Source organism: Bacillus sp. FMQ74 (assembly GCF_001875785.1).
In the GTDB taxonomy this organism is placed as follows: domain Bacteria; phylum Bacillota; class Bacilli; order Bacillales; family Bacillaceae; genus Bacillus; species Bacillus stercoris.
In genome coordinates this window covers 228,619-254,936 of sequence record NZ_MOEO01000006.1, presented here as the reverse complement: position 1 = coordinate 254,936, position 26,318 = coordinate 228,619, and the positions used below count along the sequence as shown (strand labels likewise).

Annotated in this window: 25 protein-coding genes; 10 read left to right on the top strand and 15 right to left on the bottom strand. The window is 45.5% G+C overall.

The genetic code is table 11. The features are described from left to right. Positions 1 to 7: 7 nt before the first annotated feature. Positions 8 to 799 carry a delta-lactam-biosynthetic de-N-acetylase gene (gene pdaA, locus BLL41_RS13870; protein WP_069149179.1) on the bottom strand — a complete coding sequence of 264 codons (792 nt, stop codon included), beginning with the start codon at positions 797 to 799 and terminating at the stop codon, positions 8 to 10. Between the two features lie 100 nt (positions 800 to 899). Beyond that, positions 900 to 1,085, bottom strand: a complete 186-nt coding sequence (locus tag BLL41_RS13865) for an SE1561 family protein (RefSeq protein ID WP_003223132.1) — start codon at positions 1,083 to 1,085, stop codon at positions 900 to 902. Positions 1,086 to 1,229: 144 nt separating this feature from the next. Here BLL41_RS13865 and yfkAB point away from each other — a divergent pair, with 144 nt between their 5' ends. Beyond that, the gene (gene yfkAB / locus BLL41_RS13860; RefSeq protein ID WP_071578299.1) at positions 1,230 to 2,351 is read left to right on the top strand and encodes a radical SAM/CxCxxxxC motif protein YfkAB; all 1,122 of its coding nucleotides are present in this window, start codon (positions 1,230 to 1,232) and stop codon (positions 2,349 to 2,351) included. After that, complete coding sequence (gene mscC, locus BLL41_RS13855; protein ID WP_083428017.1) at positions 2,352 to 3,194, top strand: mechanosensitive ion channel protein MscC; 843 nt, start codon at positions 2,352 to 2,354, stop codon at positions 3,192 to 3,194. 38 nt (positions 3,195 to 3,232) lie between these two features. Here the strand turns inward: mscC and BLL41_RS13850 are convergent, their stop codons facing one another. Both BLL41_RS13850 and cax read right to left on the bottom strand, forming a co-directional pair. Then, on the bottom strand, positions 3,233 to 4,027 hold the full coding sequence (locus BLL41_RS13850) for a YfkD famly protein (RefSeq protein ID WP_080488094.1): 795 nt from the start codon (positions 4,025 to 4,027) through the stop codon (positions 3,233 to 3,235). 70 nt (positions 4,028 to 4,097) lie between these two features. Continuing rightward, positions 4,098 to 5,153 (bottom strand): calcium/proton exchanger, encoded by a 1,056-nt coding sequence (gene cax, locus BLL41_RS13845; RefSeq protein ID WP_071578296.1) that lies wholly within the window; start codon positions 5,151 to 5,153, stop codon positions 4,098 to 4,100. Between the two features lie 166 nt (positions 5,154 to 5,319). Here cax and BLL41_RS13835 point away from each other — a divergent pair, with 166 nt between their 5' ends. Further along, complete coding sequence (locus BLL41_RS13835; protein WP_071578295.1) at positions 5,320 to 6,495, top strand: MFS transporter; 1,176 nt, start codon at positions 5,320 to 5,322, stop codon at positions 6,493 to 6,495. A 198-nt stretch (positions 6,496 to 6,693) separates the two neighbouring features. Here BLL41_RS13835 and BLL41_RS13825 read toward each other — a convergent pair whose 3' ends face one another. Genes BLL41_RS13825 through yfkJ form a run of 3 tightly spaced genes read right to left on the bottom strand, consistent with a single transcriptional unit; the run spans position 6,694 to position 8,353 of the window. Continuing rightward, positions 6,694 to 7,521 (bottom strand): YihY family inner membrane protein, encoded by an 828-nt coding sequence (locus BLL41_RS13825; protein ID WP_071578294.1) that lies wholly within the window; start codon positions 7,519 to 7,521, stop codon positions 6,694 to 6,696. A 23-nt stretch (positions 7,522 to 7,544) separates the two neighbouring features. Beyond that, positions 7,545 to 7,865, bottom strand: a complete 321-nt coding sequence (locus BLL41_RS13820; protein ID WP_003233665.1) for a hypothetical protein — start codon at positions 7,863 to 7,865, stop codon at positions 7,545 to 7,547. Positions 7,866 to 7,882: 17 nt separating this feature from the next. Beyond that, positions 7,883 to 8,353, bottom strand: coding sequence for a protein-tyrosine-phosphatase (gene yfkJ / locus BLL41_RS13815; RefSeq protein ID WP_071578293.1), 471 nt, complete (start codon positions 8,351 to 8,353; stop codon positions 7,883 to 7,885). 202 nt (positions 8,354 to 8,555) lie between these two features. Between yfkJ and BLL41_RS13810 the strand changes: the two genes are divergently transcribed. Both BLL41_RS13810 and BLL41_RS13805 read left to right on the top strand, forming a co-directional pair. Further along, positions 8,556 to 8,771, top strand: coding sequence for a DUF1128 domain-containing protein (locus tag BLL41_RS13810; protein WP_003243712.1), 216 nt, complete (start codon positions 8,556 to 8,558; stop codon positions 8,769 to 8,771). Between the two features lie 102 nt (positions 8,772 to 8,873). Then, the gene (locus tag BLL41_RS13805) at positions 8,874 to 10,064 is read left to right on the top strand and encodes an MFS transporter (protein WP_071578292.1); all 1,191 of its coding nucleotides are present in this window, start codon (positions 8,874 to 8,876) and stop codon (positions 10,062 to 10,064) included. A 38-nt stretch (positions 10,065 to 10,102) separates the two neighbouring features. On the opposite strand, the gene yfkM is transcribed toward BLL41_RS13805, so the two are convergent. After that, positions 10,103 to 10,621, bottom strand: coding sequence for a general stress protein 18 (gene yfkM / locus BLL41_RS13800; protein WP_071578291.1), 519 nt, complete (start codon positions 10,619 to 10,621; stop codon positions 10,103 to 10,105). 243 nt (positions 10,622 to 10,864) lie between these two features. Here yfkM and BLL41_RS13795 point away from each other — a divergent pair, with 243 nt between their 5' ends. Beyond that, a complete protein-coding gene (locus BLL41_RS13795; protein WP_083428016.1) occupies positions 10,865 to 15,253 on the top strand; it encodes a multifunctional 2',3'-cyclic-nucleotide 2'-phosphodiesterase/3'-nucleotidase/5'-nucleotidase in 4,389 nt (1,462 codons plus the stop codon). A 36-nt stretch (positions 15,254 to 15,289) separates the two neighbouring features. On the opposite strand, the gene BLL41_RS13790 is transcribed toward BLL41_RS13795, so the two are convergent. The 4 genes from BLL41_RS13790 to treP form a co-directional block, all read right to left on the bottom strand. Beyond that, the gene (locus tag BLL41_RS13790; RefSeq protein ID WP_071578290.1) at positions 15,290 to 15,955 is read right to left on the bottom strand and encodes an NAD(P)H-dependent oxidoreductase; all 666 of its coding nucleotides are present in this window, start codon (positions 15,953 to 15,955) and stop codon (positions 15,290 to 15,292) included. 139 nt (positions 15,956 to 16,094) lie between these two features. Next, entirely contained in the window at positions 16,095 to 16,811 is a 717-nt protein-coding gene (treR, locus tag BLL41_RS13785; RefSeq protein WP_071578289.1) for a trehalose operon repressor, read from the bottom strand. Between the two features lie 20 nt (positions 16,812 to 16,831). Beyond that, positions 16,832 to 18,520, bottom strand: coding sequence for an alpha,alpha-phosphotrehalase (treC, locus tag BLL41_RS13780; RefSeq protein WP_071578288.1), 1,689 nt, complete (start codon positions 18,518 to 18,520; stop codon positions 16,832 to 16,834). 70 nt (positions 18,521 to 18,590) lie between these two features. Further along, a complete protein-coding gene (gene treP, locus BLL41_RS13775) occupies positions 18,591 to 20,003 on the bottom strand; it encodes a PTS system trehalose-specific EIIBC component (protein ID WP_071578287.1) in 1,413 nt (470 codons plus the stop codon). 192 nt (positions 20,004 to 20,195) lie between these two features. Here treP and BLL41_RS13770 point away from each other — a divergent pair, with 192 nt between their 5' ends. From BLL41_RS13770 to BLL41_RS13755, 4 genes are read left to right on the top strand one after another with little or no spacing between them, the layout of a single operon-like run. Continuing rightward, positions 20,196 to 21,737 carry a spore germination protein gene (locus tag BLL41_RS13770; RefSeq protein WP_071578286.1) on the top strand — a complete coding sequence of 514 codons (1,542 nt, stop codon included), beginning with the start codon at positions 20,196 to 20,198 and terminating at the stop codon, positions 21,735 to 21,737. Further along, the gene (locus tag BLL41_RS13765) at positions 21,718 to 22,872 is read left to right on the top strand and encodes a Ger(x)C family spore germination protein (protein ID WP_071578285.1); all 1,155 of its coding nucleotides are present in this window, start codon (positions 21,718 to 21,720) and stop codon (positions 22,870 to 22,872) included. Before BLL41_RS13770 ends, BLL41_RS13765 begins: the two co-directional genes overlap by 20 nt. A gap of 15 nt (positions 22,873 to 22,887) precedes the next feature. Further along, on the top strand, positions 22,888 to 23,088 hold the full coding sequence (locus BLL41_RS13760) for a hypothetical protein (RefSeq protein WP_003233686.1): 201 nt from the start codon (positions 22,888 to 22,890) through the stop codon (positions 23,086 to 23,088). A gap of 23 nt (positions 23,089 to 23,111) precedes the next feature. Beyond that, positions 23,112 to 24,188 carry an endospore germination permease gene (locus tag BLL41_RS13755; RefSeq protein ID WP_071578284.1) on the top strand — a complete coding sequence of 359 codons (1,077 nt, stop codon included), beginning with the start codon at positions 23,112 to 23,114 and terminating at the stop codon, positions 24,186 to 24,188. On the opposite strand, the gene BLL41_RS13750 is transcribed toward BLL41_RS13755, so the two are convergent. The 3 genes from BLL41_RS13750 to BLL41_RS22410 all read right to left on the bottom strand — a co-directional run bounded on the left by BLL41_RS13750 (position 24,185) and on the right by BLL41_RS22410 (position 26,273). After that, a complete protein-coding gene (locus BLL41_RS13750; RefSeq protein WP_071578283.1) occupies positions 24,185 to 25,600 on the bottom strand; it encodes an alanine/glycine:cation symporter family protein in 1,416 nt (471 codons plus the stop codon). The two genes, BLL41_RS13755 and BLL41_RS13750, sit on opposite strands and share 4 nt — an antisense overlap. A 124-nt stretch (positions 25,601 to 25,724) precedes the next feature. After that, the gene (locus BLL41_RS13745; RefSeq protein ID WP_071578282.1) at positions 25,725 to 26,117 is read right to left on the bottom strand and encodes a DnaJ family domain-containing protein; all 393 of its coding nucleotides are present in this window, start codon (positions 26,115 to 26,117) and stop codon (positions 25,725 to 25,727) included. Between the two features lie 18 nt (positions 26,118 to 26,135). Next, the gene (locus BLL41_RS22410; protein ID WP_083428015.1) at positions 26,136 to 26,273 is read right to left on the bottom strand and encodes a hypothetical protein; all 138 of its coding nucleotides are present in this window, start codon (positions 26,271 to 26,273) and stop codon (positions 26,136 to 26,138) included. Between the last annotated feature and the right edge of the window lie 45 nt (positions 26,274 to 26,318).

Here is a 26,318-nt window from a genome sequence, read left to right as displayed (position 1 = left end):
CTTCTCATTACAAAGACGGCATCTTCATTTCTTTCTCAAACATCAGATCATCAATGCTTTTAAAAGTGTAGCCTTGTTTTTTCAGATCTGTGATCGCATCATCCAGTGCTTCAGCATTGTCTCTTGATACAGTGTGAAGCAGGTAAATAGCTCCTGGGTGTGCCTGCTTGATCATATGATCGTAGGCATATTTCTTCCCCTTCTGGTTATTGATTTTCCAATCAACAAAAGCGACCGACCAGAAAACGGTTTGATAGCCGAGGCGTTTCGTTTCTTTCAGTACGTACTCACTGAACACGCCGCGCGGCGGGCGCAAGTACAGGTTGTCCTGCTTTCCCGTAATTTTATAAACCTCTTCGTTGACTGAATCAAGTTCATCTTGAATCTGATCAGCTGTTTTCGTCGTTAAATCCGGATGGTGAAAGGAATGGTTGCCGATAATATGGCCCTCATCTGACATTCGTTTAATCAGCTGAGGCTGGTCCTTTACGAAATGCCCGGTGACAAAAAATGTTCCTGTTACGCGATGTTTTTTTAAGACATCAAGCACTTTTGGCGTATAGCCATTTTCATACCCGTTATCAAACGTTAAGTAAATCGTTTTTTCCTTTGTATTCCCTAAATAAAACGCATCATATTTTTCAATTAAACGGTTCAGCTGCTTCCCGGCATCTGGCGGCTGATGATTGACACTTCGTTTAAAGCCCCAATTAATCGGCTCATTCGGCACCGCTTCCGCCTGTGCTGCACCTCCGGCAAGCAATACGGCGGCGCAGCATATTGAACACATCCACTTCATGGCCAGCGCTCCTTCTGCATTTTTTCTTATTTTACAGATAGGGGCTTTGTTTTATACTGTTGCTTTATGCCAATATAAAAAACCGCGCGGGCGCGCGGTTTTATTCCCAATCTTTTTTAAAACGTTCGTATTTGGCTTCCAGGTCATCAAGCATGCTGATGAGCCTGTCTATATCTTCAACGTCGGTTGCTTCAGGGTCTAATGAATCGATGACGTTCATAAACATGTCAAGTCTGTTCTTTAAATAATCAATCTGCTGATCTTTATTGTTTACGGCGTTCCCCATGCTGTTCCTCCATTCATTTTTTATTATGGTAGCTCATTTTTTGCGGTTTTTCAATCGCCGCGCTACTTGCGATCTTGGCAAATCAGGTCTAAAATTAACTGTTGGCAGCGTTAGTATGCCCATTTATAAAGGAGTTAGATAGTCATGACACAAAACACGAAGCTGCGTCCGATTACGCCTGAGTTTGACCCTTGGGAAGCCTATATGGATGTTGAACAATACGGAGACATGCAGCTGACAAACGTTGAATTCACAACGACGACACTTTGCAATATGAGATGCGAGCATTGTGCTGTAGGCTATACATTGCAGCCTAAAGACCCGAATGCTCTGCCAATAGATCTTCTGTTAAAACGGCTGGAGGAAATCCCTCGCCTGCGCTCCATCAGCATTACAGGCGGAGAGCCGATGCTTTCGTTGAAATCAGTAAAGGAATATGTTGTTCCTTTATTGAAATACGCCCATGAACGGGGTGTGCGGACGCAAATTAATTCAAACCTGACCCTCGACATCGAGCGGTACGAATGGATCATTCCGTATCTCGATGTGCTACATATTTCTCATAACTGGGGTACAGTTGAAGATTTTGCTGAAATCGGCTTTGCCATGATGGACAGAAAACCGACCTTCGAACAGCGGGCGCGCTATTTTGAAAAAATGATTGAAAACAGCCGCACGCTCGTGGATGCCGGAGTAATGGTATCTGCAGAAACGATGCTGAACAAACGAACTCTTCCGCATATTGAGCATATTCACCGCCAAATCACAGAAGATATGAAATGTCAGCGTCATGAGGTTCACCCAATGTATCCAAGCGATTTCGCAAGCGCTCTTGAATCCCTCAGCCTGAAAGAGATGAGACAGGCCATTCACCGCTTGCTGGATATTCGTGATGAAAATACGTGGATGCTGTTCGGAACGCTGCCGTTTTATGCCTGCAGTCCGGACGAAGACGACCAAAAGCTGCTTCGCCGGCTTCGCGCGGCAAAAAACGTTACCGTGCGAAATGACCCTGACGGCCGTTCCCGCCTGAATGTAAACATTTTCGACGGAAACATTATCGTGACCGATTTCGGCGATACTCCGCCGCTTGGCAATATTCAGACGGACAGCCTCCCTTCCGCCTATGAAAAATGGAGAGAGACCAAGCTTGCGAAAGAACTGAGTTGCCACTGCCCGAATGTCCGGTGCCTCGGACCGAATGTTCTTGTCAAAAACAGTTATTATCAGGATACAGATTTCACAAAACGTCAAGCCAGGAGTTAGATGCGGATGGAAGAAACACTTACGGAGATTTTCCAGAATAAAATCGTCGATATTCTCCTCGTTGCCGTTATCCTTTGGATTGGTGTCTTTATCATCAACCGGCTGGTACAGCTGTTTTTTAAACGGACAGACTTTATTGAAGAAAAAAAGGAAAAAACGATTGAAAGCCTTGTCCGTTCTGTCACCCAATATACGGCGACGATTGGTTTTATCTTTTACGTTATTTCTTTATTTGTGCATGATTTCGGCAAGATATTAGCCGGAGCGGGCGTAGCAGGTATCGTGATCGGTTTTGGCGCCCAATCTCTGATCAAAGATGTGCTGGCCGGTGTCTTCTTAATATATGAACGCCAGCTGCACAAAGGCGATTATGTCACCGTCAACAACTTGTTTAACGGGACAGTGGAGGAGATCGGCCTTCGCTCGCTGCAAATTCGGGAATGGAGCGGCAAACTGCTCACCATCAGCAACGGCGAGGTCAGACAGATAGAGAACTATAATATCAATTTTATGCGGATTATCGAATCCTTTCTCATCAGCTTTAAAGAAGATCCAGACCGCGTGTACAGCGTGTTGGAAGAGGCATGTGACATGCTGAATGAAGAGCTTCGTGATTCATTGAAGCGGGATGAATTCGGCAATCCGACAGAACCGTTTCAAATCCACGGCATCACCGCTTTGAATAAAATCAATCGCGGCGTCGAATTTACGGTTAAAGGCATGGTGAAGGATGATGATTATTTCAGCGCCAGCCTTGCAGTAAGACGAATTCTCGTTCGCCAGCTCTACCAAAACAATGTGCAAATGCTTGAGGAAGCGGTCCGAATTGAGAGAACCCAATAAACAAAAAAACTGATTCCGAGTCGGAATCAGTCTTTTATTTATCTTAGCAGTGAGGAAAGCTGAAAGCCAAACGTGACATGATCTTGAACCGGAATCCATGCGCCGATTCCCTGTGACGTGACATTTTTCACGACGAGTTTTCGTTTATTTCCTTTCAGCACTAAGTACACTTCTCCGTAAGTCACTTTTCCTTTTTCATTCACAGCCGGTGCATATGCATGTAGATAACCGATTTTTTTAGGAGCGACTTTATAAATCTGATCCCGTTTTGTGCCAGCCCCGATGACCGTCTCAAATGCTAGCGGAAGGTTCGTTTTCTTCATCGCTTTTTGCATCATCATGCTTTTGACATCTTCAGCATTCGGAACTTTAGCTGTCAGGCCGCCCTTCACTTTGTACTGCTGTTCCTGGGCATAATGCATTTCAGCCGTTTCTTTCCCGCCGCGGTTATCTGCACGGTTTGTATTGATTTTTTTATATTCCCAGTTTGCGACTGTTTCATTTGATTCATAGCCGAGCGCCCATTTCCCGAGAAATATTGTCGCTCGGTACCCTACTGCAAGCGGTGTGCCGGATATGTTGGATTCATTCAGCATTTTGATGAGATGCGGGTTTTCAATCTCCACCTCAGAATGATCGAGCAATTCCTTTGCCAGCTTGCTTGGCTGAAGCATTGGCTGATCCTGTGAAGCATTCGGATACGTGTTTTCCTTTGAAATGCTTGCGACAGAATTAGGAACCTTAAACTGCTTTTTCGCGTGGATGGGCTGAACGCCGAAAAAACTAAAGAATAACAACACGATAAGTGTGGAATGAAATAGCTTTTTCATCATATCACTCTTTCTATGGCATTTTCCCTTAGTCTTTTCATCCCGCTTTGTTGTTATCCATCATTTTTTCAGGTTAAAGAAGGAAAAAGCCGATCGCCATAATGACATATGCGGCAAGCAGTGTAGCCCCTTCAAACCAGTTGGAATCCCCGTCATTTGATATCGCGATCATCAAGAGAACCGCTGATACCATCGCGACGAGCTCCGGCAATGTAAATACAAGCGGCATGCTTGTCGGAAAAAAGATAGAACAGATGACGAGCACCGGTGCGACAAACATAGCGATCTGCAGCGTGGAGCCGACTGCGATTTCAACCGCAACGTCCATTTTATTTTTGAAAGCCATAATAATCGCTGACGCGTGCTCCGCCGCATTTCCTACAATCGCCACGATGATGACCCCGATAAACAGCTCGCTCCAGCCGAACTGCTCAGCCACAGAGTGGAAGGTGTGGACAAGGTTTTCGGATATGTATGCCACGACAATTGTTGCCGCAAACAAAACAATCGTCGCAACCTTCCCAGACCATTCCGGCTCTTCCTCCTCTTCATGCTGGGCGGCATTGTTTGGCTGATAAACTCCGCGGTGCGTGACGAGTTTGAAATACAGCGCCGCGACATATAACAGAATCATAATGATGCTGATGCCGATGCTTAAATTGAGCTTGCTCGCGTCTCCCATTCCAATAGAAAATACTTCGGGAATCACGAAGGCGACAATGACGGCAAAAATCAAAAGCCCTGAGTTATGGCGCGCATCATGAATATTAAACTCTTGGCGCTTATACTTTAAACCGCCGACAAAAAACGATAGGCCCGCAACCAGCAGCAGGTTTCCCAGCACTGAACCGGTTAAAGAGGCAAGCACGATTCCTGTCAGGCCTTCCTTTAATGCAAAAAGGGAAATAATCAGTTCAACCGCATTCCCGAAGGTGGCGTTCAACAAACCGCCTATCCGTGGTCCTGCAATAATGGACAGTGATTCTGTCGCTCTCCCCATATAGCTTGCAAGCGCGATAATCGTCACACAGTAAACGGCAAAAAGAACCGCGGAAGGCCAATGCATCAAACTGCCAATCACAGAAAGCGGAACACCGGCCGCCACTAAAATAAAAAAGATACGATTCATGGTGAAATGGCTCCTTTTTTATGACTTGTTTTATTTTTATTCTTCTCAAAAACCTTCATGATTACACGAGGGCAAATGTTTAGCGTGATATAGGCTTTTTTCAGGTTGCCTGCTTTTGGAAAACGTTGTACGATCAACATAGATTCCACATAAGGAGAACGACACGATGTCACGATTTCATTTCTTTATCCTTGTCTTGCTTGTTTCCATTTCCGGGTTTTCACAAGGCATGCTGCTGCCTGTCATTTCAATCATTTTTGAAACAAATGGAGAATCCGCTGCTGTCAACGGCCTGCACGCGACCGGACTGTATATCGGCGTGCTTTTGGCTTCGCCGTTTATGGAAGCGCCGCTCAGAAAACTCGGATTCAAGCCGCTGATCGTCATGGGCGGAAGCATTGTTATTTTAAGCTTATTCGGATTTATTTGGCTTCAGTCTGTTTGGATCTGGTTCCTGCTTCGCCTGTTTATTGGAATCGGCGACCATATGCTTCACTTTTCTACGCAAACATGGGTAACCTCCCTGTCATCAAAACAAAATCGCGGAAGAAACCTGTCAATTTACGGGCTTTCCTTTGGCCTTGGATTTGCCGCGGGTCCGTTCATGGTGCCTCTTGTCAAGCTGAGCCCGTCGCTTCCTTTTATCGTGTCCGGCTGCATCAGTCTGTTTGCGTGGCTTTTTGTTTTCTTTCTACAAAATGCATACCCGCAAACCAGTCCTCATGAAACCAAATCAGACAATAGTTTCAGGCGGTTTTATCAGGCCATGCTGTTTGGATGGGTTGCCTTTATGCCTACATTTGGCTACGGCTTTCTGGAGACTGCGCTGAACGGAAGCTTTCCCGTTTACGCGCTCCGTTTGGGGATATCAGTAGACGCAGTAGCGATCATCCTTCCCGCATTTGCGATTGGAAGCATTATCTTTCAGTTTCCGCTCGGCATCCTCAGCGATAAATACGGCAGGCGGAATGTGCTGCTGGTGATTTTACTGACTGGGGCTCTTTGCTTTTTGATCGCCGGTGTATTCCCTTTGCCTTACGTGATCGGCTGCTGCTTTTTTATTGCGGGAATGGCTGTCGGATCAACCTTTACACTTGGCATCAGCTATATGACAGATCTTCTTCCGCCTCATCTCCTGCCGGCGGGAAACCTGCTTTGCGGCATTACATTCAGTCTTGGCAGCATTCTCGGCCCGATTGCCGGCGGCTGGTATATGCAGACCTTTGAAAGCGCAAACTTGTTCTACTTCATTACTCTCACGCTTAGTATTGTGTGGCTGGCCCTTGTGCTGGGCAAACCGAAAAGCTGGTCACCGGCTGAAACTTATTCTTCATCTTCTTAATCAAAAAGCCTCCCGACATGATGTCAGGAGGCTTTTATGCTAATGGTAGCCGTTTTGTCCGTTGGCGCTTCCGCTTGTTTTATGGCTCGATTTGCTTTTCGAATTTTGTTTGTTGTGGCTTCCGCCTTTTTTCGTATGCTTGGTCATCACGATATCCCTCCGACTTCTTTTTGAACCGAAGTTCGTTTATAGGGTGCGCTAATGGTAGGGATTTTCATCAGGAAGCTTTTTACGTTTATGTAAAAGAGCGTTGATTTCTCCGCCTAGGATAATTAAAATGCCGCTCAAGTAAAACCAAATCATCAAAACGATGATTCCCCCGATGCTCCCGTAAGTGGCGCTATAGTTAGCAAACGTGCTGACGTAAAACGAAAACAATGTGCTGACAATGATCCAGCCGAGGGTAGCAAAGACCGCACCCGGCATGACAAACCGGAGAGACAGCCTTTTGTTCGGTGCAATCACATACAGCGCGGAAAAAACAATCAGAAGCACAAGCGGGCTGACACCCCAGCGAATGGCGGCCCAGACGGATAAAAACAGATCCGACGCGCCGACAAAGTCAGAAGCGAGCCTTCCTATCTCCCTGCCAAATACCGGCAGAAGCAAAGCCACTAAAATCGTAAATACCATGGCAATCGTCAAAAAAATCGAGGTTAGACGAACAATGATAAAAGAACGGTTTTCTTCCACATCATACGCGTGGTTTAACGACCGGACGATCGCGTTCATTCCATTAGACGCAGACCATAATGCGGCGATAATCCCGAAGGACAGCAAACCGCCATTTCGATTATTTAAGGTTTGATGGGTAATGGATTCAACGAGAGACATCGCACTGGCGGGAGCATATTGTTCTATGACTCCTAAAACATCATCGGTAGAAAGCGGAAGATACGCGGTGAGCGTCAGCATAAAAATCAAAAACGGAAACAGTGACAATAGAAAAAAATACGCCAGCTCCGCTGATTTACTTTGTCCTTCGTGAAGGGTGTATCTGCTGAAAAGCTCTTTCAAAAAACCCATGTCGCCTCACCTCGCATGTTTAATCATTTTTTTGAAAAATGCTCTTTCGTTTCTTGCACAAGTTCCATCACTTGCGGCGTTGTTTTCTTCAGCTCTTTCACCTGCTGATTCACAAAGTCGACTTCCTTTGAAAGCGTTTGGGCGAGCTTCTTGGCCTCATCCACTTTTGTGATGACAGTGTTTTTTAACAGCTCCGGATTGCTTTTATACAGTGAAAGTTTATGCTTGCATGTCAGCCATCTCATGCCGCACGCCTGTCTTGTCGGCTTATGGAGCAGTGATAACGCCGCGCCTGCCGCAGCTCCGAGAAATATCCCTTTCAGCATTAAACGTTCGTTGTTCATGCAAATTCTCCTTTCACTCACAATTGTTTTTCTTTTTGAATCGACGCAAGCAAATGCTCACAGCCCGATTTGATTAATTGGCAGACCTCTTCAAAATTCCCTGTGTAGTAGGGATCGGGAACGTCGGCAAGATCTGAATCTTCAACAAAGTCCAAAAGCCTTTTGATATGCGAGGTGTTTTTAAATCCCGCCATGCTTCTGAGACTTCCGATATTTTCTGCATCCATAGCAATGATGTAATCAAAATCGTCCAGATCCTGTTCACTGACTTGACGCGCCAGCATGCCATCAAAGCTGATTCCTTCTCTGCGCAATATCTCCTGCGTTCCCTCATGAGGGGGGTTGCCGATGTGCCAGCCGCCAATACCGGCTGAGTCCGTCTTGATTTTCCCCTCTAATCCTTTTTTGGCTGCCAGGTCCCGAAAAATCGCTTCCGCCATCGGAGACCGGCAAATGTTTCCTAAACAAACAAATAACACGCTTATCATGTTGTGCAACCTCCCTATTCTTTGCCCCTATTTCTCTAAAAAGAAACCTTCATGAATATCTTAGTAGGATGTTCATTTTCTTTTCAACTGATGTCTTCACTTTTTTGGAATAAACAGCCCGCTTTTAGAATAGGGTTTTTTTCTGATGGAATTCTGTTAGAATAAAACATACCTATATTGCGCATAGAAAGGATGGAACCATTTGTCCAGCCCAAATACAGAAACATTAACTCAAATGATTGAAGAGATTTCCCAAAAGCTGAACATGCTGAACGTCGGCGTAATCAAAGCGGAGGATTTCAGTGATGAGAAGATCGAAGACCTCACGTACCTTCACCGCATGGTGATGAAAAAAGAATCATTCAGCCCGAGTGAAATGCAGGCGATTGCTCAAGAATTAGCCTCGCTTCGTAAATAATGGAGACTGGCCGGAAACTCGGCGAGTCTTTTTTATCATTTCCTCAAACCAATTTTCCTTAGAACAACAAAGTGTTCGAATAAGATTTGAAGGAGTACAAGCATGAAAACGTCACCTATCAAAACAGCATCCGGAATGTATATCAACTACTTCTTTCTGGGGATGGTCAATATCATTCTCGCATCCAATATGTCCTCTTTAACAAAACAATGGAATACCGATCCGACCGGCATCAGTTATGTCATTGCCGCTATCGGGTTTGGCAAACTGCTGACATACGGAATTTCCGGGGTTTTATCTGATAAAATCGGCAGAAAGCCGCTTGTTGTCGCTTCTGCGGGAATTATGGCCGTCTTTTTAGTCGGTATTCCTTTATCACCGAGCTATGAGCTGGCGTTTGTTTTCGCCTTATTAGCGGGAGTTGCAAATTCAGCGATGGACGCAGGAACATATCCCGCCCTGACCGAACTCTTCCCGGCTGCTTCCGGTTCGGCGAATGTCTTGGTCAAAGCCTTTATGTCTGTCGGGGCAGCGCTTTTGCCGCTTTTGATCACATTTTTAGCAGACCACAGCATGTTTTACGGATTTGCTTTTTATCTGCCGGCAGCGGTCTATCTCCTGAATATTATTTATTTATCAACGCTTTCGTTTCCTAAAAAACATAAGAAACCAACTGATAGCGGCCAACAGGAATCTTCCGTTTTCTTGTCTGAACCCGTTTTTCAGAAAGAAGGCACCGCACTGATTATCATCGGTTTTACATCCACGGCTTTATTTACGGTTTCTCAAATCTGGCTCCCGAGCTACGCGCAAAAGGCAGCCGGGTTAGCTGAATCAGCATCCGTACAATTGCTGAGCTATTATAGTATAGGGTCTCTGGCATCTGTTTTATTATTAGCCGTTTTGCTGAACAGATGGGTCAAACCTGTCTTCATAACGCTCTTATATCCTATTATTACTTTATGTACACTCGCAGTTATGCTGACGGTTCATACCCCAGTTGTGCTGGATATCACTTCCTTTTTCTTAGGCTTCTCTACTGCAGGTGTGTTTCAAATGACCATTACGTTAATGACAGAACTGTTCTGGAAGCGAAAAGGAACCGTTACCGGAATTGTAGCGACCGCTTCAAGCCTTGCATCGATTCTGCTTCCGATTGCAACAGGCCTTATCGCAAAAGCGGGTGGCATCGCCCATATTTTCATGTTCGACTTCGGCATTGCGGTCATCGGAACGGCTGCAGCTGCCTTCTTGTATTACAGGTACAAGAAACTGACAGGTGCTCAAGCCTAAGCAACAAAAAAACGGACGCCCAGGAGCGTCCGTTTTTCTTATTTCTCAAGCAATGCCAAAGATTCGCGGTTAAATGCCGGAATGTCGTCCGGTGTTCGGCTTGTAACCAGTTGATCCTGGCAAACAACCACTTCCTTGTCCACAACGTCGGCACCGGCGTTTTCCATGTCAACACGAATGGACGTATAGCCTGTCGCTTTTCGGCCGTCGAGCGCTTTCGCATTGATTAAAAGCTGCGGGCCGTGGCAAATGGCGAATACCGGTTTTTTGTCAGTCATAAACGCTTTTGTAAATTGGACGAAACGGTCGTCAGCGCGAAGCTGGTCTGGTGAAAATCCTCCGGGAATCAAAAGCGCATCAAAGTCTGAAGGGTTTACATCGTCAATGGACGCGTCAACTGACACTTCCGCTTTCCCCTGCTTGCCTTTTACTGTTTTTCCTTTTTCAGTTTCGATGACAGTCAGATCATGGCCCGCTTCTTTAAAAGCTTTCGCAGGCTCAGTGTACTCGCTGTCCTCAAAGTAATCTGTCAAAACAACTGCAATTTTTTTCCCCATGGTTCATAACCTCCCGCTTTAGATGTCTACATAAAACACTCTACCCCAGCCACACTAAAATAAACATTTTGCGAAGATGGACAAATGATAAGCATAAATACCCATTATTTGTCGTTTGAAGCTACTACATAGTACTCATTTTTCTCCCTTTTACAATAATCATAAAGAAACACCTACAAATAGTTACAAAATATTCTTACAATAGGAGCTGTAACACAAATTTCGTTGAAAGGTGGAGAACTGGTGAGAATACAGAAAAGACGAACACACGTCGGAAACATTCTCCGTATTCTTTTGCCCCCAATTATGATACTTAGCCTAATCCTCCCAACACCACCCATTCATGCAGAAGAAAGCGCGGCTCCTCAGGTGCATCTGAGTATTTTGGCCACGACTGATATTCATGCCAATATGATGGATTATGATTACTACAGCGACAAAGAAACGACGGATTTCGGGCTGGCAAGAACGGCGCAGCTGATCCAAAAGCACCGCGGGCAAAACCCTAACACCCTGCTTGTGGATAACGGCGACTTGATTCAAGGGAATCCACTGGGTGAATACGCGGTGAAATATCAAAAAGACGACATTATCTCCGGCGCGAAAACCCATCCGATTATCAGCGTCATGAATGCGCTGAAATACGACGCCGGGACGCTTGGCAATCACGAATTCAACTACGGACTCGACTTTCTCGACGGCACAATCAAAGGAGCCGATTTCCCGATTGTAAATGCCAACGTCAAAACAACTAGCGGCGAAAACCGTTATACGCCATATGTGATAAAAGAGAAAACGGTCACTGACGAACACGGCAATAAACAGAAAGTAAAAGTCGGCTACATAGGCTTTGTCCCCCCGCAAATCATGACATGGGACAAAAAGAATCTTGAGGGGCAGGTTCAGGTGCAGGATATCGTAGAATCCGCCAATGAAACAATCCCGAAAATGAAGGCGGAAGGCGCAGACGTCATTATTGCCCTCGCCCACACCGGCATTGAAAAGCAGGCGCAATCATCAGGCGCAGAAAACGCCGTGTTTGACCTTGCCACTAAAACGAAAGGCATTGACGCGATTATCTCGGGCCATCAGCACGGACTCTTTCCTTCCGCCGAGTATGCAGGTGCCGCTCAATTCGATGTGGAAAAGGGAACGATTAACGGCATTCCTGTCGTCATGCCGAGCAGCTGGGGCAAATATTTAGGCGTGATTGACCTCAAACTTGAAAAGACGGACGGCTCATGGAAGGTTGCAGATTCCAAAGGCAGTATTGAATCTATTGCCGGCACCGTCACATCCAGAAACGAAACGGTTACAAACACCATTCAGCAAACACACCAAAACACACTGGAGTATGTTCGAAAGCCAGTCGGCAAAACCGAAGCAGATATTAACAGCTTCTTTGCTCAGGTCAAAGATGATCCTTCCATTCAGATCGTGACTGACGCGCAAAAATGGTACGCCGAAAAAGAAATGAAGGATACCGAGTACAAGGACCTGCCGATTTTATCCGCCGGAGCGCCGTTTAAAGCAGGCGGCAGAAACGGAGCCAATTACTATACAAACATTCCAGCCGGAGATCTTGCGATTAAAAATGTCGGTGACTTGTATCTTTACGATAATACTGTTCAAATCGTCAAGCTGACAGGCAGCGAAGTGAAGGACTGGCTGGAGATGTCAGCAGGCCAATTCAATCAAATTGATCCGTCTAAAGGTGGCGATCAGGCCTTACTGAACGAGAATTTCCGCTCCTATAATTTTGACGTGATTGACGGCGTCACATATCAGGTCGATGTGACAAAACCGGCTAAATACAATGAGAACGGAAAAGTGGTCAATGCGGATTCATCCCGGATCATCAACCTTTCCTATGAAGGCAAGCCGGTCAGCCCAAGCCAGGAATTTCTCGTGGTCACCAATAATTATCGTGCGTCCGGAGGCGGCGGGTTCCCTCATCTGACGAGCGATAAAATTGTCCACGGCTCTGCGGTTGAAAACAGGCAGGTGCTCATGGATTACATTATTGAACAAAAAACAGTCAATCCAAAAGCAGACAACAACTGGTCAATCGCGCCTGTTTCCGGCACGAATGTGACGTTTGAATCCTCGCTTTTGGCCAAGCCATTTGCCGATAAAGCAGACGACCTCGCTTATGTAGGCAAGTCTGCGAATGAAGGCTATGGTGTGTATAAGCTGCAATTCGATGATGATACAAATCCAGATCCTCCTAAAGACGGACTGTGGGACCTGACTGTCATGCACACGAATGATACGCACGCCCATCTCGATGACGCAGCGAGACGAATGACGAAAATTAACGAAGTGCGCAGCGAAACAAACCACAACATTCTCCTTGATGCGGGAGATGTGTTTTCCGGTGATCTGTATTTTACAAAATGGAACGGTTTGGCCGATTTGAAAATGATGAACATGATGGGCTATGACGCCATGACCTTCGGAAACCATGAATTTGACAAAGGCCCGACAGTGCTTTCTGATTTTCTAAGCGGAAACAGCGCGACCGTTGATCCGGCGAACCGCTATCACTTTGAAGCGCCGGAATTTCCGATTGTCAGCGCAAACGTAGATGTGTCAAATGAGCCCAAACTGAAATCATTTGTCAAAAAGCCGCAAACCTTCACGGCAGGTGAAAAGAAAGAGGCCGGCATCCACCCTTACATTCTGTTAGACGTTGACGGGGAGAAAGTTGCCGTATTCGGACTGACAACAGAAGATACAGCCACCACCTCAAGTCCGGGCAAAAGCATCGTATTCAATGATGCCTTTGAAACAGCACAAAACACCGTCAAAGCGATTCAAGAAGAAGAAAAAGTAAATAAAATTATTGCTTTAACTCATATCGGGCATAACCGTGATCTAGAGCTAGCCAAAAAAGTAAAAGGCATTGACTTGATCATCGGCGGACACACTCACACCCTCGTAGACAAAATGGAGGTCGTGAACAACGAAGAACCGACGATCGTGGCACAGGCAAAAGAATACGGCCAATTCTTAGGGCGCGTTGATGTCGCATTTGATGAAAACGGCGTTGTGCAAACAGACAAATCAAATTTGAGCGTGCTGCCGATTGATGAACATACAGAAGAAAACCCAGAAGCAAAACAAGAGCTCGATCAGTTTAAAAGTGAATTAGAGGACGTAAAAAATGAAAAAGTCGGCTACACGGATGTTGCGCTTGACGGCCAGCGTGAGCATGTGCGCACGAAGGAAACAAATCTCGGAAACTTCATCGCGGACGGTATGCTGGCAAAAGCGAAAGAAGCAGCCGGTGCCAGAATAGCGATAACAAATGGCGGCGGCATCAGAGCCGGCATTGACAAAGGTGATATCACACTCGGCGAAGTGCTCAACGTGATGCCGTTCGGCAATACGCTTTACGTAGCCGATTTAACCGGAAAACAAATTAAAGAAGCCCTTGAACAAGGACTAAGCAATGTGGAAAACGGCGGCGGCGCTTTCCCTCAGGTAGCCGGAATCGAATATACCTTTACATTAAACAACGAACCTGGACACCGTGTGTTAGAAGTGAAAATTGAATTGCCTAACGGAGACAAAGTTGCTCTACATACGGATGATACCTACCGCGTGGCAACAAATAATTTTGTCGGCGCCGGAGGAGACGGATATTCTGTCTTTACAGAAGCCTCCCATGGTGAAGACCTTGGCTACGTTGATTATGAGATTTTCACCGAACAGCTGAAAAAACTAGGAAACAAGGTCTCTCCTAAAGTTGAAGGACGGATCAAAGAAGTATTCCTGCCGACAAAGCAGAAGGACGGCAGCTGGACACTTGATGAAGACAAATTTGCGATTTACGCTAAAAATGCCAACACGCCGTTTGTCTATTATGGAACACATGAAGGGTCACAGGAGAAGCCTATCAATCTTAAAGTGAAGAAAGATCAGGTCAAACTTTTGAAAGAAAGAGAGTCAGATCCTTCATTGACGGTGTTCAACTACTGGTACAGCATGAAGATGCCAATGGCGAACCTTAAAACCGCAGACACTGCAATCGGAATCAAGTCGACGGGAGAATTGGATGTGTCACTGGCAGATGTATATGACTTTACAGTAAAGCAAAAAGGAAAAGATATAAAATCATTCAAGGAGCCCGTTCAGCTTTCGCTTCGAATGTTTGATATTGAAGAAGCCCATAACCCTGCCATCTATCACGTCGATAGAAAAAAGAAAGCTTTCACAAAGACAGATCACGGATCAGTTGACGATGATATGGTGACAGGATATACAAACCACTTCAGCGAATACACGATCTTAAATTCCGGTTCGAACAACAAACCGCCGGCATTCCCGTCCGACCAACCGACAGGCGGTGATGACGGCAGTCATGGCGGAGGCTCCGACAAACCAGGCGGAAAACAGCCAACTGACGGAAACGGAGGAAATGATACGCCTCCCGGCACTCAACCGACTAACGGCTCTGGTGGAAACGGTTCGGGTGGATCAGGAACAGACGGTCCGGCTGGCGGCCTTCTTCCGGACACAGCCACATCCATGTACTCGATCCTGTTGGCAGGATTTCTGATCAGCGCACTCGGTACGGCAATGTACTTACATCAGAGGAAAAAACAGAATAGAGCGAATCAGGCATAAAAAAGAGCTGCTCGCTTAGCGAGCAGCTTTCTTTATTTAAACCCACTTCACAACATCTTCAACAGCAGATCTTGTTTTCGGGCGAGGATCTCTCACTCGGTAGCCGAATGCCACCATCACAGAAATATCGAAGCTTCCGTTTTCCAGAAGTCCTTCTTCTTCAAGAATGCGGTGAATGTGATCATACTGGAAGCCTTCAATCGGGCAGGAATCAACACCAATTTGCGCGGCGGCAGTCATCATGTTGCCAAGCGCGATATAGGTTTGTTTTGATGCCCAGTCAAACAATGTTCTGTCACTTTCAAGCAAATGCAAATCGTTTTTCTGGAATTCTTCTGTTTTGCTTAGATAGCCTTCGTACACGTCTTGAGGCATTTGTTTTACTTCTTTTAAATGACGTTTGATGTAGTCCGCATTATATTTAATATCCTTCGCTGTACGAGCGAGAATCAGGACGAAATGGCTTGCGGTAGGCAGCTGCTTTTGCGCGCCCCATGTGTATTCGCGAAGCTTCTCGCGGAATTCCGGATTTTGGACGACGACAAATTTCCAAGGCTCAAGGCCGAGTGAGCTTGGAGACAGTCTTCCTGTTTCTAAAATAAATTCAAAATCGCTGTCTGACACTTTTTTATTCGGATCAAATTCCTTTGTCGCATGTCTGAAATGGTATGCATCCAAAATTTGTTTCTTTAGATCTGCCATGTTAAACACCTCTCCTTTAGGTTACTCTCATCTCTATTGTAGCCATTATGATAAAAAGTAAAAGTACGCACATTTTTGTTGGATAGTATCAATTTTGATACCAAACAAAAAAGCGCGCTGCCGAAGGCAGGCGCCTCTTTCACTTTCCCCGCCTCGCAAAATCAACAAATCGGAATTTGTCGAGACGGTGTCTGCTTTCCGTATATTGAAACAAACTGGTATCCTCCAAAAAGACGTAGTTTCTCACCACGACCATATGGTCATAGCCGCGTAAATCGAGCAGCTCTCTGTCCTCGTCTGTACACGGCTCGGCGACAATTTCTTTTTGGGCGTAACTGATCGAAAGACCGAGTTCTCCTTCTATATATTCATATATGGAGTTTTCACAAATTTCTTTCGTCAGGTGAGGGACATGCTTTCTGAAAAAGTAATCCTTGTCCAAAATCACATGTTCCCCGTCAATCTTTCTAGACCTGATGACTTCCCAGATGTCGTCATCCGGATTGGCCCGGAGCTGTTTTTGGATCAGCTCTGACGGAGGCTCCAGCCCAAATTTGTGTACAGTTGTTTTCGTTTCTTTGCCAAGCGTTTGCGCGAGCTCCTTGAAGCTGACAAGACCCGAAACGGGAAACTGCATTTTTTCACGGTTGAGCACGACGGAGCCTTTTCCCCTGATTTTCTGGATATAACCGTTTTGCGCGAGCATATGAAGCGCCTTTCGGACCGTTTCTCTTGATGTACCGTACTGTGCGGTCAACTCATGTTCAGACGGAAGAATCTCCTCCGCTTTCCATCGGCCGCCTTCAATTTGCTGTGCGATGTCTTTATAAATTGTGATGAATTTATTCACCTTCATTATGGACCACCCAGCTTAGTTTAACACGGTTTGGTTAAACGATAAACAATGGACTCATACGGGCGGAGCGTCATGTTCTGAAGCCCTTCCCTTACATCATCGTTCGTCAACAACACCTCTGATTTCCATTCGTCAAGCGCCAAAGAGTCCGGCACTGTAAAGGACGCCTCTGTCCCATAAAAATTATTGATCACGAGCAGCTTTTCATTGCGGCCGTGTCTGAGATACGCAAAAATGTTTGGGTCATCCTTTGCGATTAACTCATACGTCCCCTCTGTCACGATGTCATACATTTTGCGAATCTGAATTAATTTTTGATAATGGTAAAACACCGAATTTTGATCTCTCAGCGCCGCTTCAGCATTAATTTCCCGATAATTGCCGGCAACCGGTATCCATGGAGTGCCCGTTGTAAAACCGCCATTCTCCGTAGCATCCCACTGAACGGGGGTTCTGGAATTGTCACGGGATTTCGCCTGTAAAATGGCTGTGATCTCTTGATCAGCCATTCCTTTTTCCTTAAAGGCGTGATACATGTTCAGCGATTCGACATCCCGATAGGAGCTGATGTCAGTAAACTTAGGATTCGTCATCCCCAGCTCCTCGCCCTGATAAATATAAGGCGTGCCCTGCATCATATGAATGGCCGTAGCAAGCATTTTCGCCGATTTCACCCTATACGCGCCATCATCCCCATATCTTGATACAACGCGCGGCTGATCATGATTGCACCAGAACAGAGCGTTCCATCCCCCTCCTGCGTGCATCCCCGTTTGCCAATTGGATAGGATCTCCTTCAGCTTCAAAAAGTCAAACGGCGCCAAGGCCCATTTTTCGCCGTTGGGATAGTCCACCTTGAGATGATGGAAGCTGAATGTCATATCAAGTTCTTTATTGTCAGGATTCGTATACCGGATGCAGTGGTCCACGGTTGTTGAAGACATCTCACCGACCGTCATGCTGTCATAATGTGAAAACACCTTTTCGTTCATTTCATGCAGATATTCGTGCACCCTCGGCCCGTCAGTGTAATAGGCACGGCCGTCTTCTCCATCTTCCGCATCCGGAAAGCGCTGATCTTTAGAAATCAGGTTGATGACATCAAGCCTGAAGCCGTCTATTCCCTTTTTAAACCAAAAATGCATCATGTCATAGACATGCTTTCTGACCTCTTCATTTTCCCAATTCAAATCAGCCTGCGTCACATCAAACAGATGCAAATAGTATTGGCCCGACGCTTCGTCAAGCTCCCATGCCGAGCCCCCGAATTTCGACTCCCAGTTTGTCGGAACAGAACCGTTTCCCTGAGGATTTTTCCATATATAAAAATCACGGTACGGGCTGTCTATTGAAGAGATCGCCTTGCGAAACCACTTGTGCTCTGTTGACGTATGATTGACAACAAGATCCATGACGACTTTCAAGTCTCTTTTATGCGCTTCGGATAGTAACCTTTCAAAATCCTCCATCGTTCCATATTCAGGATAAATCGAGTAATAATCACGAATATCGTACCCATTATCATGCTGCGGAGAATCATAAATTGGCGTCAGCCAAAGCACATCCACCTGAAGTGTTTTTAAGTAATCGAGCTTTTCAATAATACCGTTCAGGTCGCCGACACCGTTTCCTGTCGTATCGTTAAAGCTTTTCGGATAAATTTGATAAACCACAGCTTTTTTCCACCATGGCGTTTGTTCTGTTTTCATCTGTTTCCACCACCATATTTAAATTGAAAACGGGAAAAGGGAACGTTCAACACGTCCCGCTCCCAATTTGTTATTTATGTTTGAATCTCGCATACGCGTATGTTCCGGCAAACGGTACGATCAATACAATGGCCATCCCGATTGCAAACGCGCCCCAGTACTGGCTCATGATTGAGAAAATCCCCGGCACGCCGCCGACACCGACGGAGCTTGCCAGCACACCTTGAGAAGAAATATACATTCCGGCCAGCCCAGAGCTGACCATTGCGATGATAAATGGGAATCTGTATCGCAGATTCACCCCGAAGATGGCAGGCTCTGTAATGCCAAGATAAGCAGAAATCCCTGATGTGAGGGAGAGGCCTTTTTGTTTCTCATCCTTCACGATAAACATCATGGCCAGAGCCGCCGAACCTTGTGCGATATTAGAAAGCGCCAGCATCGGCCATAAAAAGGTGCCGCCGAGCTTTGATCCGATGAGCTGCAGGTCGACTGCAAGAAACGTGTGATGCATACCGGTAATCACGAGCGCTGAGTAGAAACCGCCATATAACAAACCGCCCAGTGCGGCAAAAGAACCGAACACCGAGATAAGCCCTGAAGTCAGTACATTACCGATCGCAAATGTAATCGGGCCGATAATAATAAAAGAGGCAAATCCTGTTAAGAGAAGCGTAATCGGTGCAACAACAAGCAGCTGTATGCCCTCAGGTGTGCGTTTTGTTAAAAATACCTCTATCTTCGCCAGCATATAAGAAGCTAGCAAAATTGGGAGCACCTGGCCCTGATAGCCGACTTTCTGCACCTCTAGGCCGAATAGATTCCATACCGGGATCTTTCCGCTTTGTTCTGCGGCGCCATATCCCCACGCATTCAGCAAATCAGGATGCACGAGCATAACCCCGAGCACAATGCCGAGAAGCGGATTGCCTCCGAACCGCTTGACGGCAGACCATCCGATTAACGCAGGCAGGAAGGTAAAGGCCGTGCCTGCAATCAGGTTAATCATATTAGCAAGATCTGCCCACTGCGGATACACCTGCACAATCGATTTTGTGCTGAAGAAAATGCCTTCCGCCGTTAAAATGTTATTGATCCCCATTAATAGACCCGCCGTGACAATTGCAGGCAATATTGGAATAAAAATATCTGCAAGCGTTTTCACAGCACGCTGCAAAGGATTCATATTTTTTTCTGAAGCCTTCTTCACTTCATCCTTTGTTGACTCGCCAATCCCCGTTTCTTTGACCAGTTCAGCATATACTTTGTTGACCGTTCCCTGGCCAATGACGACCTGAAACTGCCCGTTTGTCGAGAATGATCCCTTTACTACATCAATTTGATCAAGCATCTCTTGGTCAACCTTGCTTTCATCTATTAAAGCAAAACGCAAACGTGTAACACAATGAGTTGCCGCTGCAATATTTTCAGCACCGCCGACTGCTTCGACAATCTGACGTGCCGATTTGTTCAGTTCCCCCATGCCAACCCCTCCGTATCCGTTTTTATAACTTGTATATACAACTTATGATTATATTGTATTCATGTATATACATGTAGTCAACCATTTTTTATAGCGCTTTCATCCTAGTCTGGAATATATGAAACAGACAAGGTTACCCTAAAAGTCACAAGCACTTATTGAATATGACATTAAAAAGCAGGGTGAGCCTCTATGAATAAACGCGACAAAGCGCTTCAGCTCATCAAAGAGCTTGAAGACAATCAGGACAGACCGATTTCTCCCGATTTGAAGGAAAACCTCGATAATCTGACCTTATTAACAGAAGGCTGCTCAGACATCGTATTTAGACAATTTGACTTTGGAAACGGGCTGTGCGGATTTATTGTTTATATCGAAGGAATTGTAAAATCTGAACATATTCAGGATCACGCCCTCCGCCCTTTCTTAATGCATTTGACGGATCAAATAGATGAACATGAAAAGGCGCTGCAAAATACTCTATCCATTTCAAGTGTTGCAACAGAAACGAGTATGAGCAAAGTGGCTGCATCCATCATTGAGGGGAACGCGGTTTTATTTGCCGACGGGCACTCAAAAGGCCTGATCTTAAATATAAAAGGCGGACAAAGAAGAAGCATTGAAGAGCCGATAACAGAATCGACCATCAGAGGGTCAAGAGAGGGCTTCACTGAAAGCCTCAGGGTCAATACCGCTCTTGTGCGCTTTCGCGTCAAAACGTTTCAGCTTAAAATGATCTCGTTTAAAATCGGTACAAAAACCAAAACCGATGTTGTCTTGGCCTATATTGACGGGCTTGCCGATCCAAAGGTCATTGACAAAGCAAAAAAAAGAATCAAAAAGATAAAGATTGATGCTGTCTTAGAAAGCGGATATATTGAAGAGTTTATCGAAGACGACACGTACTCGCCATTCCCCCAGCTGCAATACACAGAAAGGCCGGACACCGTCGCCGCCCAGCTTCTCGAAGGCCGATTTGCCATTTTCACAGATAATACGCCCTTTGTCTTAACAGGCCCGATTACGTTTTGGCAGCTTATGCAGGCCAGTGAAGATTACTATGAGCGTTATTTGATGTCTAACTTAATCCGCTGGCTCCGCTATATGTTTTTATTCGTTGCTTTATATTTGCCGGCTATTTATGTTGCCGTTATTACATACCATCAGGACTTAATGCCGACAAACTTAATGTTCAGTGTGGCCTCTGCGCGTGAACCGATTCCTTTCCCCGCCATCATAGAAGCATTGATTATGGAAATTTCTTTTGAGGCTCTCCGTGAGGCGGGAGTGCGCCTGCCAAAAACCATCGGCCAGACCGTCAGTATTCTCGGGGCCCTAGTCATTGGGACAGCCGCTGTTGAAGCGGGAATTGTATCTGCCCCCATGGTGATCATCGTATCGTTAACAGGGATCGCGTCATTTACAATTCCGCGGTTTAACTTAGCTATCTCCATCAGGATGCTTCGTTTCCCGCTTATGTTTTTGGCGAGTATTTTCGGGATATTCGGCATTATGCTCGGTACGATTATCTTAGTGCTCCATTTATGCAAGCTGCAATCTTTCGGCATTCCTTATTTATCCGGGATTTCTCCGTTTAAACGAGATGAAGTAAAAGATATTTTTGTCAGGGCGCCTTGGTGGACGATGACCAGAAGGCCGGGCACGTATTCGCGCGGCAACGGACAGAAGGGAGCGAAAAGAGAGGACCCAAAAGATGAAGAAAACAATATATAAGTGTGTTGTGCCGCTTCTCATTTGTATCCTTCTTACGGGGTGCTGGGACCGGACAGAAATCAATGACATTGCATTTGTTGTCAGCTCAGCCATTGATAAGAAAAAAGATCAGTATCGAGTGGCCTTGCAGATTCCCTTGGTCGGTCAATTAGGCGGACAAACAGGGGGAGGCGGCGGAACTGCCGGTTCAAAAACATGGTATGTTGATTCAGCTTCCGGCACTACGATCAGAGAAGCGAACAACAAGCTGCAAACCTCCTTGTCACGGACAATCAATACGTCCCACAGACGTACAGTCATTATTGGAGAGGATATGGCGAGAGACGGCGTCGCCCCAGTCTTTGATATTTTAACGCGAAATCCGCAGAACAGATTAACGGCGCTAATTTTAGTCAGCCGGGGAGAAGCGCGGGACATTTTAAACACCGATGTCCAGCTTGAACAGTTTCCGGCGGAAATGATTCGGGAGCTGGCCATTATCGCAACGAGCCGCCCTGTTTTTTTAAGCAGATTCATGTCTGATCTAGTAGAAACAGGCAGTGATCCGTATGCACCGGTCATCTCTGCCTCTAAAACAAAACCTGGAGGGAAAGGCAAATCTAATTTGAAAATTGACGGGCTTGCGATCTTTAAAAAGGACAGATTGATGGATATTTTCAAAGATGAACACATGACAGCAGCCCTGATGTTGCTGAATCAAGCCCGCCAGCCAGAATTCATAGTAGACCTGCCGAATCAAATGGGGCAAGCATCCATTCAGCTTCAAAAGTCCAATGCATCCTTTCATGCCGCTGAAAAAAACGGAAAGCTGTCAATGACAATCGAGATTAGAGCTAAAGGAATTATTATGGAAAACCAATCAACCTATGAGACGAGAGAGAACGACCAGTATTACATCATTCAAAAAGCATTAAACAGAACCATAAAGAAAGACGTGATCAGCACCGTTCATCGTTTGCAAAAGCTAAAGGCGGACCCGGCCGGCTTTCAAGACCGGACCATCAGAAGCACGGCAACCACGAAGAATCTGCTTAAAAAGGAATGGGAAGAAGTATATAAGGACATGGAGGTTCACGTCGTCCCAATTGTGACGATTGAGCAGGGCGGTGTCCTATACAAAACGATCAGCCATTAATGGAGGTGCGTCAGCATGATCAGCTATATCGTACAGACATTGATTGTGTGCATTGCCATATACGCATATGAATGGAAGAATTTTCGTTCCGCTAACAATCTAACAAAATGGGCCTTCAGCCTGCTGATTGCAGGAAGTGCTTTTCTATGGATTTATATGAGAGTGAATCCCCTGCTTCCGCGGCTGGGGCACCTGTTTAAATATATTCCGTTTTGAACATGACAGAAAGGATGTGCTTTATGGACAAGACCTCTGCATACCAAGGATTATTTTTCGGAGCACTGTATACGTTAGCGGTCGGATTAAAGCATGCTCCGATTCTCATGATCGAATCAGCAAAACAAAATGCCTGGCACAGCTACATCCTCGGCGTTGTCATCGTGATTCCGGCACTCTGGCTCATGCATAGGCTGATGAAAAAGCATCAGGATGAAAATATCTATGAGCTGCTGAGCGATTCCTCACCAATCGCAGGCCGGATTATCATTTTACTGTTTTCTTTGTATTTCCTGTTAATCAATGCTCATGATATACGTTTTTTCATCAATTTGATTAACATTTTATTTCTCCCGAGAACACCAATGGCTGTTCTTGGCGGTGTTATTATATTTGTGGCGATCTGTATTGCCAGAGAGGGAAAAGAAACATTGACCAGAATGGCGCAGATATTCCTATTTCCATTCGGCATCCTGGTCTTGTTGCTTCCATTTACGCTGGCCACACAAATTGAGCTTCAAAACTTGACGCCTGTTTTTGAAGGTCTAATCCCATACCTTCAATCAGGCTATTACTCGTTTGGGACAATGGGGGAATTGATTATCCTTCCGCTTCTCTTCTCAAACCGGAGCGTCCCGTTAAAATACACCATTTTCGCGATACTGCTGGGCGCTTTATTGCTGGCCGTGATGTTATTTTCTTCAATTTCTGTCTTTGGTCCCAACCTGACATCTACTTTCTTTGATCCTGCTTATATGGTAATCAGGCAGATCCGCATTACGGATTTTCTGGATCGCTCAGACCTGATCATCGCGGCCTTTTGGATTCCGGTCATTATGGTAAAGATAGCAGGTTCCCTATATATCGTGGTATACGGCCTTTCGTTTTTACACTCAAAAATCGACCCGAAAGCCATGTATACACCAACCGGCATGTTCTCAGTCGTATGCAGCTTTTGGTTCTTCTTAAATACTAATCAGCTAATCGACTTTAACAGAATCAAGCCGGTCATTAATGTAGTGATTTCTCTTTTGCTGCCTTTACTCATTTATTTGATCATAAAAAGCAAAGCGTTGTTCGGCGCCAAAGCAAAACACTAGGAATTTTTAGCTTCTTTTGTTGGATAAACAGGATTCTGTTTAGTTTTTCTTATATCTTTCAGGTAGTACTGTTCAGATGTAAAGAATTCGGTATACAGCGCTTTTACCTTTCTGCTCAATAACAAGATCGCAATCACATTCGGGACAACAATAAAAACCAATGCTAAATCCAATATGCCCCAAATGGCTTTTGCTCCGCCTGCGGCACCTATGATAATGGCCGCTAAATAAACGAATTTAATCACGTGTCCTGCCAGCCGCCCGAACAGAAATTCAGCTTGCTTTACGCCGTAGAAAATGACAACCATTATGGTCGATATAACAAAGAAAACGAGAGAAACCGAGACGAAATACCCTCCTCCAGAACCAAAATAGTGCTGAAATGCAGCCGTCGTCAGTGCTGCCGGATCATTTGAGGCGTTCTTCCCTGTCCAGACACCAGATGCAAGAACGACAAAAGCGGTGGTCGTGCAGATGATCAAGGTGTCAATGACAATGCCGATCACAGACCAAAACCCTTGCCGCACAGGGTGATCAGTCATGGCTGCCGCGTGTGCAATCGGGGCTGTGCCCATTCCGGCTTCATTAGAATACAGCCCGCGGGCAAATCCCCAGCGAACGGTTTCAGCCAGAGCAGCACCAGCGAACCCTCCAACTGCTGAAGAAGAAGTAAACGCATTTGAAAAGATAAGAGAGAAAAACGCCGGCACTGATGATAGATTCATGAGAACAATCAGGAGACCGGCTCCCGCGTATGCCCCTGCCATAAGGGGCACGACAAACTCTGTTACTTTTCCGATCCGCTTTACTCCTCCGATCACCACTAACCCGATCAAAAACGCTATGCCGATTCCTGCGTATATTTTATTGAAAGAAAACGTCTCGGCAAGCGAGACTGAAACCGAATTTCCCTGAACCATAATGCTCGGGATCAGCTCCACAATCAGCGCAACAGAGAAGAATACGCCGAGCCATTTCATGCGCAGCCCTTTTGTTATGTAATACATCGGTCCTCCGACAAATTCACCCTGCTCATTTTTTTCTCTGTAATGAACAGCAAGAACACTCTCAGAAAACTTAATCGCCATGGCAAATAAGGCAATAAGCCACATCCAAAAAACCGCTCCGGGCCCTCCAAACATAATAGCGGCGGGCACACCGACAATGTTCGCTGCACCGATCGTTGAACTGAGGGCCGAGGTCAATGCCTGGAGTGGTGTGACCGTCCCCTCTCCCTTCGGCTTTTTTCCTACGCTTCCGATTGTCTGTTTGAAAATGTATAAAGGATAGCGAAATTGAAAACCTTTCAGCAAAATAGTGAAATACAACCCAGTCCCCGTCAGCAGAATGATTAGCGGCGGACCCCACAGCCAATCAGATATATGCTCTATCCATTCTAATAGTCGTTCCATCCCATCACCCTTTTTTCGTTTATGGGTCATTTCCCATAGATGAAAAAACATAAACCTTTAGACATAGAACTTGGAATATAAAAAGGATGGCTTCTCTCAATCGCCATCCTGCAGACAAGACAAATCAGCTGGAAGAAGGTCTATTTCGTCCAAGCCGGTCATATACTTTATTCTTATAAAAAGCGGATGTTGGCTTTGAAAACATGCCTTTTTTGTCAACAAGCTTATCAAGCTGCAATTGCTTTTCAGTTTTTTTTCTGATTAATTGCTCGCGTTCTTTTTCGTCATAGCACTTTTCGATTAAATGGTCGATGGTCATAAGCTCTTTTTTGAGCGCGCCCTCGTCCTCTGCCATTCCCGCGTTTTTCAAAATACGATAGCCCATGCGCAGCGATTCCGGCAAGTGTGCCGCGTCATCCTTCGGCAGCGGCTTTCCCATTCCCGGGAGGTTTTGAAAGTCTCCTTCTTTGATGGCGCGCTTAATTTTATCTTCAGACACAATATGGGAAAAATCCATCATTCCACCTCTTTTCATCTATTCCGTATATTTTATCATATAATGATCGGCATACCATTTTATTCCTTTATTTCTAGAAAGATACCTTGTTTTACATTTGGTAATATCAAAGCAAAACGTTGATTCGACGGCGTTTTTCGCCACTATCTCCATCATACGATTTTCACTTTTCTAATCTGCTGATTCGTGTTATATTGGATA